We start from the raw sequence: 14037 nt of genomic DNA on the forward strand, positions 1-14037 counted from the left end.
CAGCTCGTTGGCCGCTCCGTCCACACGCGAACAGAAACGCCAATTTCGCCAATAGGTTTCATCTGGCCTCAGGAGTTTTGCGGTAAGGGGCCGCTTTCGCAGCCTGTAAATCCGATGCGGACGTTCTATTCCAGCCATTAAGGGCCTGCGACAACGACGCCCAGCGACGACAATCTGTCTGGCGTGAAATGCAGTTTCAAAGCTTTGGAATGTTTTCGTTACGCCCGAAGGAGATCGGCGCTCTAATAGTGGATGTGTTCCACCGATGAAATAACATGACGCGCCAAGTTTTTCATTTTATTGTTATGTTTCGGCACACATCGCGACAAGTGTCGACATATTCATCAACTTTAATGCCTCGTTCCGAAATATTGATGCTGTAGCCATGTATTATCCGGCGGAATGATGCGCGTGTTTCCGGCGAATATCCGTAGGTGTTGCCCCGAACCAGCGGGAAACGGAGCGGGAAAATGCACCTGGGGTCGAATATCCAAGCCGGTAACTGATGTCGGAGACCGGAAGATCACTTTCCACCAGAAGCTTGAATCCGGCATTCTTGCGAATGGCATCCTTTATCTCGTTGAGATTGGTCCCGAGTTCGGCAAGGCGACGCTGAAAACTGCGTTCCGAAAGGTTGAAATAAGGGGCAATCTCGCTGAGCGAAAGCTCCGCATCGGAAAGCCTCATCTGCATATATCGCTTCACCTGATCAATGAAATGCGTCGCGTCCGCCGATGTCTCCGGTCGAAGCATCCGGCACTGCAAATTCATCAATTCGAATAGGCGTTCATCGGCGTTGGGATTGGCCACATCAAGGAGAGATAGGGGAAGGCGCATGGTATGGATCGGTTGGGAAAAGCTGATCCGCTTCGTCATTCTTTCTTTAAATAATTGAATATTATCGGGTTTCGGCCGCTCCATCCCAATCTCGATCTGATGGATGCGCTCTCCCAGAATGTCGCGGAGTCGCTGTATCAGGATTGCCAGGGACAGATCGACATATTGATCACGCTTGACAATCACCGGCGCAAAGGACCATGACAGCGTCACCCCGGTCGCATTTGCAACCATGGTGAAATTGCTGTTATTGGTCGCATAATAGACGTGATCCTGAAGAAAGCGCAGAAACGCCCGCACCGTCGGGGCGCTGATCAGGCCATATCCGAAAGCACCGGACGCGCCCGCGGGAAAAGTGGAGGCGCACTGCAATCCGAAAGCGTCGTCGCCGGATATCAGGGCGCAGGTTTCCAGCAGACGGCATAATCTATCGAGGCTGATGCGCTCTGTGAGACTTCCGAAATTGCCGGGATCGATCTCAAGAGCCTTGCAGATGGGCGCGATATCGATGCCACGCCCCCGCGCATAATTGCTGACGCCGGCGGCCAGACCGGCCACCACGGTTATTTCGTCGCTGAGCCTCTTTTCGGGCATCCCTAGCCTTGGCGTACCATGTTTGGAAATTGTCGCCTGATGGTAAGCCTCGCGCACCCGTTTGTCGAGCAGCGCGGCCGGGGATTTTATGTACGGTTGCGGACGCTTTGCTCCAGAAGCTCCATCATTGTTCTTCCCGCATCTTCGATCGCGCCGCTGTTGTCCACAGTGATCACGTCAAAATCGCCGTCGACACAGAGAGAACTACGTTCCAGCCGCCGCAGGATATCGTCGCGGCTCTCCCGTCCTCGCTGTTCCAGCCTTCGTGCCAGAACCTCCGGTCGCGCCACGATATTCACGACCTTCAGGCGGGAAAAAGCAATACCGAACTGAGGCAGGGCCGACCGGGAGCCGTTGGCGATAACCACGTCCCCGGCGTCCAGCTGACGATAGACAGCGGTCGGAATGCCATATTTCAGCCCATGTGCCTGCCAGGAGACTGCGAAAGCGCCTTCACTCTCAAGCCGTTTGAATTCCTGCATGGAAACTGCGTCGTGGTTTTCACCGCCCGCGTCGCCACTGCGGGTAATGACGCGGCGGGTGAAGTGAAAGCCCGGCCGGCCGGACAGCTGCATTGCCGCATAATCCATCAGCGTATCTTTGCCGGCCCCGCTGGGGCCGACAATGACGATCATGGTTCCGGGCGATCCCTCGCGCCGGCTGTCTTCTCCGTCGCCGGTCATGCCACGCGCTTGCCCTGACGCCAGACGGAACGTGCCACGGGAACGCCATCTTCGCGGTGAACCCGGACCAGATCGGCCCGCAGACCGCCGGCTATGCGGCCGCGGTCATGAAGACCAACGGTCCGCGCCGGTGTGGCGGTGACCATACGCAGAGCTTCCGGCAGCGTGATGGCTTCCACCTGATCGGCAAGCAGGAACGGCGCGAAGAGCAGGCTGAAGGGCACGTAGTCGGAAGAGAGAACATCCAGAACACCAATTTCGGCCAGATCGCGGGCGGCGATGTTGCCGGAATGGGATTTGCCGCGAACGATGTTCGGGGCGCCCATCAAGACACTCATGCCGGCGCTGTGCGAAGCTTTTGCCGCCTCGACGCTGGTGGGAAATTCCGCCAGCTTCACACCGTGACCAATCGCTTCGCCGACATGCGCTTCTGTTGCATCGTCGTGGCTCGCAACGGTGATTCCACGCTCGGCGCAGCGGGCAGCCAGATAATCACGATGCTTGGCGGAATATTCCGCCGATGCCGCCTGCCTGCGCCGCACGAATTCGGCGAACGCCTCGTCGCTCAGACCGCGCTTCTTCTGATAATAGAAAATATACTGGTCCATCGACTGGAACTGGCGCTGGCCCGGGGAATGATCCATTAGCGAAATCAGCCGCACGCGCGGATCGGTTTCGAAATCTTCAAAATGCTCCAGCACATCGGCGGAAGCGACCTCACAGCGCAGATGCAGCAGGTGGTCCGAGCGCAGGCGGTTCTGATCCGCCGCCGCCTCGATGGCGTCAGCCATTTCCCGCATTTCACCTTTTTTGAAACCACCGTCTTCATCCGAGCCAAGTCGCAGGCAATCGAATACGGTGGTGATGCCGGAGGCCGCCACCTGTGCGTCATGGGCCTGAATGGCGGCAATCTTGTCCCAGATGACACCGGGGCGCGGCGAATAATGCTGCTCGAGATGGTCGGTATGCAGTTCCACCAGGCCGGGTATCAGGAAATCGCCTTCAAGATCTTCTCCGGTCTTGGAGGCGCCTTCGCTGATATCGGCGATCTTGCCGTCGCGGATCAGAACGGAGCCCAGAATAATATCGTCTTCCAGAACGATACGGGCGTTGGAAAGGGCGTGCTCAGTCATGGTGTCGCATCTTCCTTTGGCTGCTGGCCAAGCGGGTGCCAGCTGTGAACGGTGAAGGGGGCGCCGCGCGTTTCTTCAATGAACAGGGCGAGGCCGGAAACGGTGAGGGGTTTGTCGGTGAATTCGGCAAATCGTGCGGTGAGAAGCTCATGCACGGCGGGCTGTTCGCTTTCGTCGATCCGACCGGTCAGCGTCATGTGAAAACGGAAATCATCCATGACATGCGGATAGCCCCAGAGCGAAAGATTTTCCCGCTGGCTTTCGGTCAGCATCTGCGGCCGGCGGCGGGCAATATCTGTTTCGGACAGGGGGGCGCGGAACCGGTCGAAATGATCCACTATCTCCGCTGCAAAGTCTTGCAGCGGCTGGTAAATGCGATCCGGCACCAGGGCGAAGAATGGCCCAAGTGCACCAACCACGATACGCGGAATGTCAAAGGCCGGCTGGCTTGCAGCAAAGTCCGCGACGGCCGCCAGCAGCTCTGCTTCGCTGTATTTCTCGGACAGCTCGAAAGGCGCTTTCAGGGTTGCGTGGAAGCCATAACGGCGGGGCTCTTCCGTCATCTCCGCATAGTCGGCATGGTCATCATGCAGTCTGCCGGAAAACGCGTTTCGTCCAAGCCAGCGGGATGCCGTTTCGGTCAGAGGATGATCTTTAGCCGGAGAAAAATAGATGGCATAGCGCACGGCAAGCACTCTTCGGTGTCATGGAAAACCAGGGATGAGAAGCTATTTGGCGTGACTCGCCCGCCTCCCGCAAGGTCAGGAGTGCGAAGTAATCTCTTTCCGTGACAGAATGATGATGCAGATGGAAAAAAGCGCACCCGGAACCTCATAGAGGTTAAGGGTGCGCTTGAGGATAAGTTAGCCCTACGGACGCGGGACGGAGAAAGGATCAGTCGCTTCTCCTGATGTGCGGGGCGGGATGACGAACGCTTGCGGCGTCACGTGAAGTCCCGCCTTGCCGGGTTTAATGATGCGTTTTTCCGATCAGACGCGAACGCAGCGAGTTAGAAATGTGGTCGAACAGGAAAACGACGAACAGGATCAGCAGGACCATATAGGCCACCTTGTCCCAGTCGGCATTGGTGCCCATCGCTTCCAGCAGTTTCAGGCCGATACCCCCGGCTCCCACCGCACCGATGATGGTGGCGGACCGGGTGTTGCTCTCCCAGAAATAGAGTGACTGTGAAATGAACACCGGCAGAACCTGTGGCAGCACGCCGAAGCGATTGACGGCAATCGGGGAGGCGCCGACCGATTTGACACCCTCGCGCTGCTTGTCGTCGACATTCTCCAGCGCCTCGGCATAGACCTTTCCGAGCGCGCCGGTATCGGTGAAGAAGATCGCGGCAATGCCGGGGATCGGTCCCGGGCCGAAGCTGCGGGTGAAGAACAGTGCCCAGATGAGCATGTCGATCGAGCGCAGAAAATCGAAAAGGCGCTTCATGCCCCAGTTCGCCGCCCTGTTCGCGGTGATGTTGCGTGCGGCGATAAAGGCGAGCGGCAGGGCAACGACGGTGCCGAAAAGCGTACCCACGAAAGCCATGACCAGCGTTTGCATCAGCTTGGACAGGATGTCGGCGTGTTGCCAGACACTGTTGTCGAGAAAATCATCGACCATATGGCTGAGATTGGAGCGCGCGGGATCGAGCCTCTCTCCCCAGAGAGCGAGAGCGGCAAGCTCGCCATAACCCTTGCCCCAGAATTCCGATTTCGTATCGAACAGGAAGTTCGCCCATCCAACGAAACGCCGCTGCACATAAACCTGACTGGTGCGGATTTCCGCCTGACCGGCAAAGCCGTAATGCACCAGCACCTTCTTGCCGTCCTGCTGGATTTCGGCAGGCAGCCCCTGTGGTGCAACAGCGCCGTCGTCGTTGATCATGACGGGATAGTTCTTGCCGTCGACATAGACATCCACGCGGGTTGGCGTCACATCGAGGCGGTTGTCCGAACCCGCATAAACAACGCTGTAACCGCCATCGGGCAGGGGTTGCAGCCAGTCGATCTTCGCATCGACCGGATATTGACCGCGGCTCGACCATTGCGGTTCAACCTTGCCGGCTTCGAAACGGAGGCGCGGTTGGGCGCGCCAGGAATACCAGTCCTGGATGTAGCTGGAGGCGCGATCCCATCGGCCCTGCATGAAAGCCGGACCAACATTGAAGAGGAAAAAGCAGCCGACGAGGTAGGCGGTGACGGCAAGAAGTCCGACAAGCAGACCATATCGCTGCATGAAACTGCGGTTGAATACCTCAGGATGCGCAGCCGTCAGCCTCTCGCGCTCGGCAGTGTTGAGAATGAAGCTGGAAGACATCAGGCCGCTCCCCGTCCGAATTCGAAGGATTGATGGCCGATCAGCCTGCGGCGCAGCCAGCCGGAAAACTGATCGACGGCGATGATGGTGATCAGCAGCAGAATGATGATGGCATAGGTCTTCGACGCATGATCATTGCCGATGGAGAGCCGGAACACTTCGCCGATGCCGCCGCCGCCCACGGCGCCGATGATGGTGGAGGCGCGCACGTTGATTTCGGCGCGCAACAGCGCATAAGAAACGAAATTTGGCAGCACCTGCGGCACGATGGCGAAACGCACCCGCTCCAGCCAGTTGGCACCGGCGGCGCGAAGGCCTTCATCCGGCTTCATGTCGGCATTTTCCACCACTTCGAAGAAGAGCTTGCCGAGAGCGCCGATGGTATGGACCGAGATTGCGATGATCGCCGCGATCGGACCGATCGACAGAATGGCTGTCAAAAGCCCGGCGACGACGATTTCAGGAAAGGCGCGCAGCACTTCCATCACCCGGCGCACCAACCAGCGCACAAGGCCGGCGCCAACGAGATTGGTGGAGGCGAAGAAGCAGAGCACGAAGGCGAAGCCGGTGCCGATGATCGTCGAGACCAGCGCAATATTGAGCGTGATGATCAGCTGGTAGATGAAGTGCGGGATGTAGAAACCGCTGGTGATGTAAACGCGATCCGCGACATAGTTGTATTTCAGCGAACCGTCCGCATAGGGCGACGGCAGGTCGAACATGGCCCGGAAGATTTCCAGCGGACTATCGGGTACGAAGGTCTTCATGAAATCGAAGAAATAGGGCAGGCGCTCGAAAAATTTGCCTGAATTGGCCGCATTGGCGAAATTCAGGGAGGCGGCAAGGATGACGAGAAAGATCACGAGCGAAATGACGGTATAGATTCGCCGAGTCGCAAGCTGCTGTTGATAATGACGCATGACCGTCTGGGACGATGCGCTCAATCCTTCTGGCGAGAAGGTACCATGGTGCAGTGTGGTCGCCATGCCGCTTTTCCTTTATTTGCAAAAGCGGCGGCGCCGCAAGGCACCGCCGCTTCCGGATATGATCTGAGGATCAGCCGCCGATAACCGACTTACGGGCGTCGATGATCGTCTGGTAGAAAGACGGGTCGACCTTGATGTAGGCGGTGTTCTTGCCCTGGGTGAAGCCCTGGAAGCAGGCGAGGTTCTTCTTCGGCAGTTCCATGAAGAAGTTTTCGACCTTCTGCTTCATCGCGTCGCCGAGCTTGTTGGTGACCATCAGCGGGCCGTTCGGGATCAGTGGCGACTTCCAGACTTCGACGATATCGTCCATGTCAAGGTTGCCCTTCTTGACCATCTGGTAGAGGTTGCCGGCCGTGTAGCCTTCTTCCCACTTGCCCACGCCCGAACCAAAGGTGGTGCCGACATCGAACTTCTTGTCGAGAACGGCGAGAACGAGGTTCTCATGGCCGCCGCCAAAGCCGGTTTCGGAGAAGTATTCCTTGACCGGAACGCCGGTTTCCTTCGGAATAGCGACGTTCGGAACGAGGAAGCCGGAAGTGGAATCCGGGTCCGCGAAGCCGATCTTCTTGCCCTTGGCATCAGCCAGCGTCTTGATGCCGCTGTCCTTGCGGGCAACCATGATCGTGTAGTAACCGGTCGAGCCGTCAGCGCCGGCGGTGGTCAGAATCGGATCAACGGCCTTCGGATCGGCCAGGGCGATCTTGGCGTAGGAAGAAGCGCCCATGGAGGCGATGTCGATGGTGCCGCCGAGCAGACCCTGGATGACGCCGTTATAGTCCGGCGATGGGAAGATCTGAACTTCGGAAACGCCGGTCGCGGCCTTCAGGCCGTCGGCTACGCACTTCGTGTTGCGGATCTGGTCCGCTTCGTTTTCGGAACCGTCGAGACCGATGCGCAGGACCTTGACGTCCTGGGCCATGGCGGAACCGGCCAGAACGCCAAGGGCGACTGCCGAAAGAAGGATTTTCTTCAACATGGACTTTCTCCTGTTTCCCGGCAAGCCGGAGTTTGTTGTGAACCATCGGCCCTTGACGCGGGCGCAAACGATGCTGGGCGGTTCCCTCAGAGCCCGGCGAGAGCGAGCGGTTCGGGACCGGCAGATTGCTGCACCGGACGCGCGGCAAGCTGCGCGCCGGGAATATTGATGCTGGTCGAGGTCATGGTCTCGTCGATGCCGGATCCCTGAGAATCGGTTCCGTAAATCTCGGTAACGGCTGCGGCCGTCAGTTCGGCGGGCGTTCCGTCGAAAACGACGCGGCCCTGAGACATGCCGATGATGCGTTCGCAATAGTTGCGCGCGGTATCCAGCGTGTGCAGGTTGGTAATGACGGTGATGCCTTCACGCTCATTGATGTCGCGCAGCGCGTCCATCACGATCTTGGCGTTCAGCGGGTCGAGAGAGGCGATCGGCTCGTCGGCAAGGACCATCTTCGGAGACTGCATCAGGGCGCGGGCTATGGCGACGCGCTGCTGCTGACCGCCGGAAAGCGTACCGGCCGCCTGCATGGCCACATGCTCGATGCCAAGCCGCTCCAGCGCGGCGATGGCCATCAGGCGCTCTTCATGTGTGAAGATGTTAAAGAGGCTCAATGCCGTGGAACGGTGGTTGAGGCGTCCAAGCATGACATTAGTGAGCACGTCGAGGCGCGGAACAAGATTGAATTGCTGGAAGATCATGGCGCAGTCGCGCTGCCAGTTGCGCAGTGCAGCCCCCTTCAGCGACGAGACTTCCGTGTCATTGAAATAAATGGAACCCGAGGACGGATCGACGAGGCGGTTGATCATGCGCAGCAGCGTCGACTTGCCGGCGCCCGAACGTCCAATCACGCCGACCATCTGGCCCTGCGGAATTTCGACATTCACGGAATCGACCGCAGTGTGATTGCCGAAACGGCGCGTGACTTGCTTCAGGTGAAAGCTCATTTCCCCGTCCAATCTTCTTTTGACGGGGTTCGGCGTAACAGCGGTGCGTGAAGTGCGAATGTCAGTTTGATGAAGAAAATATTACAAAGAGCTCATGTGTTACGGCCGCATGTTTGCCGGCGAATGTCTGGGAACCGGCCCGCCGCGTCTTCGGGATACCAAACTGAAAAAGCAAACCCCGGGAACTTCCCGGGGTCGATCAGGTCTGTAATGTTTCAGCCGCGATATTTTCTGATGAAATCCTCGGCCGACATGCTGCGAAAATCATCGAGCGCGTCGCGCAGTCTTCTGTGATCCCAATCCCACCAGCCGAGGTCATCCATCTGCCGGCCCAGTTCTGCGGGGAAACGCTCCCGGATCAGTCTTGCGGGTACACCTCCCACGATGGTGTAGGGCGCTACGTCCCTCGAGACGACAGCACCTGCTCCGATCACCGCGCCGTTTCCAACGGCGACACCAGGCAGGATGGTGGCGCCGTGGCCGATCCAAACATCGTGACCGATCGCCACGCGTCTGGCGCGGCGAGCGGCAAAAAAATCGGTCTCGTCTTCCGCATCGTCCCAGTAATTGCGCGCGCGATAGGTGAAATGATGCAAGGTCGCCCGCTGCATGGGGTGATTGGTGGCATTGATGCGGACGGAGGCAGCGATGTTGACGAATTTGCCGATGGTCGCGCACCAGATGGCGCCGTCCTGCATGACATAGGAATAGTCGCCCATCTCGACCTCCTCGATGCGGCAACGCTCCGAAATTTCGGTGTAGCGGCCGATCGCGCTGTTGGTGACGCGGGCGGTTTCGTGGATGACGGGCTCAAGGCCGACCTTCACACTCATGCTGCAGCCTTCCGCGGAGAAAACTGCGAAACGTCGAGAATGCGGTCGGCCACGGCTTCCCGCACTTCTTCATCATGAAAGATGCCGAGCAGTGCCGTGCCCTTTTCCTTTTTCTCCCTGATCATCTCGACGACGACACGCCGGTTGGTGGCATCAAGCGAAGCGGTTGGCTCGTCGAGCAGCAGGATCGCATGATCGGTGATGAAGCCGCGGGCGATGTTGACGCGCTGTTGTTCACCACCTGAGAAAGTGGCGGGCGGCAACGACCACAATTCGCGCGGCAGGTTAAGTTTCGAAAGCAGAACGGCCGCCTGCTCACGTGCCTCTTCAGTGGCAATCCTGCGCGCCAGAAGCGGTTCGGCAACAACGTCTATGGCGGCGACGCGGGGTACCGTGCGCAGGAATTGGCTGACATAACCGATGGTGCGATGGCGAATGTCGAGGATCGTGCGAGGGGAAGCGCTGCCGATGTCGACAACTTCACCCTCATGGCGGATCAGAATCTGTCCGCTGTCTATGGCATAGTTGCCATAGAGCATCTTCAGGATCGAGCTCTTGCCGATGCCGGAGGGCCCGCCGAGCACGACGCATTCGCCGCTGCAGACAGAGAAATTGACATCGCGGACGACAGGCAGTTCGATGCCGTCGCGAAGATGCATGGTGAAGCTTTTGAAGACTTCCGAAACGATGAGAGGCGTCGGCATGGCGTCAAACCTGCAAGATGGAGGAAACAAGCAATTGCGTATAGGGCTCGCGCGGATCGTCCAGCACCCGGTCGGTCAGGCCGTGCTCGATGACGTCGCCGCCCTTCATCACCATCATGCGGTGAGACAGCAGTCGGGCTACCGCGAGGTCGTGGGTGACGACGACGACGGCGAGGCCGAGATCGTTGACGAGGCCACGCACAAGATCAAGCAGACGCGCCTGCACGGACACATCGAGACCACCCGTTGGCTCATCCATGAAAACCAGGCGCGGCGAGGTGACGAGATTGCGGGCGATCTGCAAACGCTGGCGCATGCCGCCTGAGAAGGCGCGCGGCTGATCATCGATACGGTCGGTGCCGATTTCCACCCTCTCCAGCCATTCGCTGGCAGATTGCCTGATATTCCCGTAATGCCGGTTGCCAACTGCCATCAGCCGCTCGCCGACGTTTGCACCGGCCGAAACCGCCATTCGCAACCCGTCTGCCGGGTTCTGATGCACGAAGCCCCAGTCGGTGCGCATCAGGAAACGCCGTTCGGCCTCACCCATATGGTAGAGATCGCGCATAGAGCCGTCGCGCATGCGATATTCCACGCTGCCTGCCGTTGGCATCAGCCGGGTGGAAATGCAGTTGAGGAGCGTGGTTTTGCCGGAACCGGATTCACCGACTATGGCGAGAACTTCACCTGGATAAAGTTCGAAAGAGACATTGCGGCAACCGGCTCGGTCACCGTAATATTTTGAAACGTCACGGACTTTGAGAAGCGGTGAGTCGCTCATTCTGCGGCCTCCTTCACATCCGCCAGCATATGGCCCTTGTGGCCATGGGCGCGGCGGTCCTCGCAATGATCGGTATCGGAGCAGACGAACATCCGTCCGCCTCTGTCATCCAGCACCACTTCATCCAGATAGACATTTTCTGCGCCGCACAGCGCGCAGGGCTTGTCGAAGCGCTGGATTTCAAAAGGATGATCCTCGAAATCGAGGCTGACGACGTCGGTGTAGGGCGGTACGGCATAGATGCGCTTCTCGCGCCCGGCGCCGAACAGCTGCAACGCGTCCGACATGTGCATTTTCGGGTTGTCGAATTTCGGGGTTGGCGATGGATCCATCACATAACGCCCGGCCACCTTCACCGGATAGGCGTAGGTGGTGGAGATGCGGCCGTTGCGGGCAATGTCCTCATAGAGCTTGACGTGCATCAGGCCATATTCCTCCAGCGCGTGCATGACGCGCGTTTCGGTCTCGCGCGGCTCGAGGAAACGCAACGGCTCGGGAATGGGTACCTGATAGACAAGCACCTGGCCGGAATGCAGTTCCTCTTCCGGAATGCGGTGCCGCGTCTGGATGATGGTGGCATCCTTCGTTCGGGTCGTGACGGCAACATTCGACACCTTCTGGAAGAAGGCGCGGATGGAAACCGCATTGGTCGTGTCATCGGCGCCCTGGTCAATTACCTTCAGCACGTCGTCGGGGCCAAGAATGGAGGCTGTCAATTGCACACCGCCCGTGCCCCAGCCATAGGGCATGGGCATTTCACGGGAAGCGAAGGGAACCTGATAACCCGGAATCGCGATGGCTTTCAGGATTGCCCGGCGGATCATCCGCTTGGTCTGTTCGTCCAGATAGGCGAAGTTGTAGGCAGCCAGTCCGTCGTCAAATGAAACTTCTTCAAGCATTGCGCGTTAGCCTTGTGAAAAAAGGAGTACAAGCTCATGGAGATTGGAATTCTTGTAGCCGTGTTCTTTGCTGTCTTTGCAGCAACGACCGTCTTTTGTGCTTACTGGTTCGGCGAGCAGCACAGCCGCTGAGTCATTCGGCCGCATCGCCCATCCATTCCGCGCCAGTCGCGTTCGTCGCTTCGAAATCAGCACGCATTTTTCGGACGAGCCCGAGTTCCGCCTGGAAATCCACGTAATGCGGCAGTTTCAGATGTTCGACGAAGCCCGTTGCCTGCACGTTGTCGGCGTGTGAGATGACAAATTCTTCGTCCTGCGCCGGCGCGACGACATCTTCGCCGAATTCCCCGGCGCGTAGTGCACGGTCGACCAGCGACATCGCCATCGCCTTGCGCTCGTGCTGACCGAACACCAAGCCATAACCTCGCGTGAATTGCGGAGGGGCCTTGGACGAACCCTTGAACTGGTTCACCATCTGGCATTCGGTAACCTGGATATCGCCCAATGAGACCGCGAAGCCAAGTTCCGCCACGTCTAGCTGGATTTCAACTTCGCCAATGCGAATCTCGCCGACAAAAGGATGTGTCCGGCCGTAGCCGCGCTGCGTGGAGTAAGCGAGCGCCAGAAGAAAACCCTCATCGCCGCGTGCCAGTGATTGCAGGCGCAGATCGCGCGACATCGGGAATTCCATCGGTTCCCGCGTCAGGTCACCGGCAATATGGTCGTCCGGCAACTCGCCATCGCTTTCGATCAGCCCTTCCTGGGCGAGAATATCGGAAACGCGCATGACATGTTCGGGCTCGCTATCCCGCTGGGTTGCTGCTTCGACCGTTTGGTCTTCGAGAAGAGAGGGGTCGAGCAGGCGGTGGGTATAATCGAAGGTCGGCCCCAGCAATTGTCCGCCCGGCAGGTCCTTGTAAGTCGCGGAAACGCGCCGCTTCACCGTCATATCAGCTGTGTCCACCGGTACCGAGTAACCGAAGCGCGGCAGCGTGGTGCGGTAGGCACGCAGCAAAAAGATGGCTTCGATCATGTCGCCGCGCGCCTGCTTGATGGCAAGGGCCGCGAGCGACTGATCGTAGAGAGACGCTTCCGCCATTACCCTGTCGACAGCGAGCGAAAGCTGTGAAACGATCTGCGCGACCGTCATGGCAGGCAGGTCCCGGTCTCCGCGCCGCTTGTCGGCCAGAAGCCGGTGGGCATTGGCGATGGCGGTTTCACCGCCTTTGACAGCAACGTACATCTTATGACTCCACGAGTTTGATGCGCGTCGTGCGCGGCAGGCAGACGAATTTATCGCCAGCCGTCAGGATCACGTCGACGCCGCGCGGGAAGAAGGCGTTGTTCTCCGCCCAGAGCCTCGGGAATATGTCGGGCAGACCGGAAGGACTGATCACGTTGACGTGGCGGATGCCAGGGCCGGAAAGCTGCAATTCCCGACCGCCATCCAGATCAGGCAACTCGATGATGAGCGTGGTGGAACGGTCGGGATATTCCTGGCTTCCCAGAGCGAAGAGACCGAAGGACGAAATGGCGCTGCCGGCCTCGAAGACCGCGAAATGTGCCGTGCCCTTTTCTTCTGTCGCAGCTGCGCCAGTGTGAAAACCGATCCAGCCGGGGACAGCAGTTTTTCGCAGTGCGCTGCTCAGCCAGACCGGAGTGTCATGGTCACAGAGCGCCAGCAGAACCGCTCCGGTCGCCGCGGCAAGCGGCAGCGGCGGAAAAACTGCTGTTTCGACCGCCTGTGTGGTGCCCGGACGGGCCATGCCGTCCATCAATTTTTTGAAAACCCGTTGGGAATCAAAGACGGCGTCGGAGAAACCGCCCGTCAGTGCTTCGGCCTTGACACCCATCAATCTTCTCCTCGAACCATGGTAAAGAAATCGACCCGTGTGGCGGCAGTCTCTTTCATTGTCCGCTCTTTCTCTGCGGTCAGCCTTTTTTCGAGAGGCGAGAGAAGCTCGGTCTCGATGAAATCCCGTGTCGGGCCTTCCTGCCAGAGCGCATCGAAAACGGCGGCGTACCAGGCTTTTTTGCGACCGGAGCCAAGAACATGCGCATGACCCACGGTGCCGGAGGCCAGCTTGATCGTCGCCCGGGTGACTGTCGTTTCACCGAGGTTGAAAGGGGCGCCGCCACCGCCGATCCGGCCTTTGACCATGACCAAGCCGGTTTCCGGCCCGCGTACGGTTTCCGTTTTGGGATTCTCCCCCTGGCGGTTCCAGGCCGTTTCAAGTTCCTGAACCGTGGCGCGGGCAAGAAGCGCTGCCGCTCTTTTTCTGCCTGCGTGTATGTCTGCCGTAGCGTTTGTCATTGCTTGACCTCTAATGTCTATTGATATAGAC

At 58.7% G+C, this 14037-nt stretch carries 15 protein-coding genes; all 15 read right to left on the reverse strand.

Translation table 11 applies throughout. The annotated features are described in order from the left end of the window. Positions 1 to 390: 390 nt before the first annotated feature. Positions 391 to 1431: an AraC family transcriptional regulator gene (locus AGR2A_RS02225; protein ID WP_072493813.1), complete on the reverse strand. Its 1041-nt coding sequence runs from the start codon at positions 1429 to 1431 to the stop codon at positions 391 to 393. Positions 1432 to 1517: 86 nt separating this feature from the next. Next, positions 1518 to 2114 (reverse strand): phosphonate metabolism protein/1,5-bisphosphokinase (PRPP-forming) PhnN, encoded by a 597-nt coding sequence (gene phnN / locus AGR2A_RS02230; RefSeq protein WP_072493814.1) that lies wholly within the window; start codon positions 2112 to 2114, stop codon positions 1518 to 1520. Continuing rightward, entirely contained in the window at positions 2111 to 3247 is a 1137-nt protein-coding gene (locus AGR2A_RS02235; RefSeq protein WP_006699787.1) for an alpha-D-ribose 1-methylphosphonate 5-triphosphate diphosphatase, read from the reverse strand. The genes phnN and AGR2A_RS02235 overlap by 4 nt, the downstream gene beginning before the upstream one ends. Beyond that, positions 3244 to 3942: a DUF1045 domain-containing protein gene (locus AGR2A_RS02240; protein WP_185933337.1), complete on the reverse strand. Its 699-nt coding sequence runs from the start codon at positions 3940 to 3942 to the stop codon at positions 3244 to 3246. Before AGR2A_RS02240 ends, AGR2A_RS02235 begins: the two co-directional genes overlap by 4 nt. A gap of 274 nt (positions 3943 to 4216) precedes the next feature. Next, on the reverse strand, positions 4217 to 5566 hold the full coding sequence (gene phnE / locus AGR2A_RS02245) for a phosphonate ABC transporter, permease protein PhnE (protein ID WP_072493815.1): 1350 nt from the start codon (positions 5564 to 5566) through the stop codon (positions 4217 to 4219). Beyond that, positions 5566 to 6552 carry a phosphonate ABC transporter, permease protein PhnE gene (phnE, locus tag AGR2A_RS02250; protein ID WP_004439242.1) on the reverse strand — a complete coding sequence of 329 codons (987 nt, stop codon included), beginning with the start codon at positions 6550 to 6552 and terminating at the stop codon, positions 5566 to 5568. The genes phnE (AGR2A_RS02245) and phnE (AGR2A_RS02250) overlap by 1 nt, the downstream gene beginning before the upstream one ends. Before the next feature lie 70 nt (positions 6553 to 6622). Next, on the reverse strand, positions 6623 to 7528 hold the full coding sequence (phnD, locus tag AGR2A_RS02255) for a phosphonate ABC transporter substrate-binding protein (RefSeq protein ID WP_072493816.1): 906 nt from the start codon (positions 7526 to 7528) through the stop codon (positions 6623 to 6625). Between the two features lie 86 nt (positions 7529 to 7614). Further along, on the reverse strand, positions 7615 to 8475 hold the full coding sequence (gene phnC, locus AGR2A_RS02260) for a phosphonate ABC transporter ATP-binding protein (protein ID WP_006699785.1): 861 nt from the start codon (positions 8473 to 8475) through the stop codon (positions 7615 to 7617). A 215-nt stretch (positions 8476 to 8690) separates the two neighbouring features. Continuing rightward, positions 8691 to 9308, reverse strand: a complete 618-nt coding sequence (locus AGR2A_RS02265; RefSeq protein WP_072493817.1) for a DapH/DapD/GlmU-related protein — start codon at positions 9306 to 9308, stop codon at positions 8691 to 8693. Next, positions 9305 to 10012, reverse strand: a complete 708-nt coding sequence (gene phnL, locus AGR2A_RS02270) for a phosphonate C-P lyase system protein PhnL (protein WP_072493818.1) — start codon at positions 10010 to 10012, stop codon at positions 9305 to 9307. Before phnL ends, AGR2A_RS02265 begins: the two co-directional genes overlap by 4 nt. Positions 10013 to 10016: 4 nt before the next feature. Further along, positions 10017 to 10793, reverse strand: a complete 777-nt coding sequence (gene phnK, locus AGR2A_RS02275) for a phosphonate C-P lyase system protein PhnK (protein ID WP_072493819.1) — start codon at positions 10791 to 10793, stop codon at positions 10017 to 10019. After that, positions 10790 to 11692, reverse strand: coding sequence for an alpha-D-ribose 1-methylphosphonate 5-phosphate C-P-lyase PhnJ (locus AGR2A_RS02280; protein WP_004439252.1), 903 nt, complete (start codon positions 11690 to 11692; stop codon positions 10790 to 10792). Before AGR2A_RS02280 ends, phnK begins: the two co-directional genes overlap by 4 nt. Positions 11693 to 11825: 133 nt before the next feature. Then, positions 11826 to 12935, reverse strand: a complete 1110-nt coding sequence (locus AGR2A_RS02285; protein WP_072493820.1) for a carbon-phosphorus lyase complex subunit PhnI — start codon at positions 12933 to 12935, stop codon at positions 11826 to 11828. A 1-nt stretch (position 12936) separates the two neighbouring features. Then, the gene (phnH, locus tag AGR2A_RS02290) at positions 12937 to 13545 is read right to left on the reverse strand and encodes a phosphonate C-P lyase system protein PhnH (RefSeq protein ID WP_004439258.1); all 609 of its coding nucleotides are present in this window, start codon (positions 13543 to 13545) and stop codon (positions 12937 to 12939) included. After that, positions 13545 to 14006, reverse strand: a complete 462-nt coding sequence (gene phnG / locus AGR2A_RS02295; protein ID WP_072493821.1) for a phosphonate C-P lyase system protein PhnG — start codon at positions 14004 to 14006, stop codon at positions 13545 to 13547. The genes phnH and phnG overlap by 1 nt, the downstream gene beginning before the upstream one ends. Between the last annotated feature and the right edge of the window lie 31 nt (positions 14007 to 14037).

Origin of the sequence: Agrobacterium genomosp. 2 str. CFBP 5494 (assembly GCF_900013495.1) — a bacterium.
Taxonomy (GTDB): Bacteria; Pseudomonadota; Alphaproteobacteria; order Rhizobiales; family Rhizobiaceae; genus Agrobacterium; species Agrobacterium pusense.

Excerpts from the sequence above, each read along its gene's own strand:
- AGR2A_RS02225 (WP_072493813.1), bottom strand. The coding sequence starts at position 1,431 with ATGCCCGAAAAGAGGCTCAGCGACGAAATAACCGTGGTGGCCGGTCTG.
- AGR2A_RS02285 (WP_072493820.1), bottom strand. The coding sequence starts at position 12,935 with ATGTACGTTGCTGTCAAAGGCGGTGAAACCGCCATCGCCAATGCCCAC.
- phnE (WP_072493815.1), bottom strand. The coding sequence starts at position 5,566 with ATGTCTTCCAGCTTCATTCTCAACACTGCCGAGCGCGAGAGGCTGACG.
- phnE (WP_004439242.1), bottom strand. The coding sequence starts at position 6,552 with ATGGCGACCACACTGCACCATGGTACCTTCTCGCCAGAAGGATTGAGC.
- AGR2A_RS02235 (WP_006699787.1), bottom strand. The coding sequence starts at position 3,247 with ATGACTGAGCACGCCCTTTCCAACGCCCGTATCGTTCTGGAAGACGAT.
- phnK (WP_072493819.1), bottom strand. The coding sequence starts at position 10,793 with ATGAGCGACTCACCGCTTCTCAAAGTCCGTGACGTTTCAAAATATTAC.
- phnC (WP_006699785.1), bottom strand. The coding sequence starts at position 8,475 with ATGAGCTTTCACCTGAAGCAAGTCACGCGCCGTTTCGGCAATCACACT.
- phnL (WP_072493818.1), bottom strand. The coding sequence starts at position 10,012 with ATGCCGACGCCTCTCATCGTTTCGGAAGTCTTCAAAAGCTTCACCATG.
- phnG (WP_072493821.1), bottom strand. The coding sequence starts at position 14,006 with ATGACAAACGCTACGGCAGACATACACGCAGGCAGAAAAAGAGCGGCA.
- AGR2A_RS02280 (WP_004439252.1), bottom strand. The coding sequence starts at position 11,692 with ATGCTTGAAGAAGTTTCATTTGACGACGGACTGGCTGCCTACAACTTC.
- phnH (WP_004439258.1), bottom strand. The coding sequence starts at position 13,545 with ATGGGTGTCAAGGCCGAAGCACTGACGGGCGGTTTCTCCGACGCCGTC.
- phnD (WP_072493816.1), bottom strand. The coding sequence starts at position 7,528 with ATGTTGAAGAAAATCCTTCTTTCGGCAGTCGCCCTTGGCGTTCTGGCC.
- phnN (WP_072493814.1), bottom strand. The coding sequence starts at position 2,114 with ATGACCGGCGACGGAGAAGACAGCCGGCGCGAGGGATCGCCCGGAACC.
- AGR2A_RS02265 (WP_072493817.1), bottom strand. The coding sequence starts at position 9,308 with ATGAGTGTGAAGGTCGGCCTTGAGCCCGTCATCCACGAAACCGCCCGC.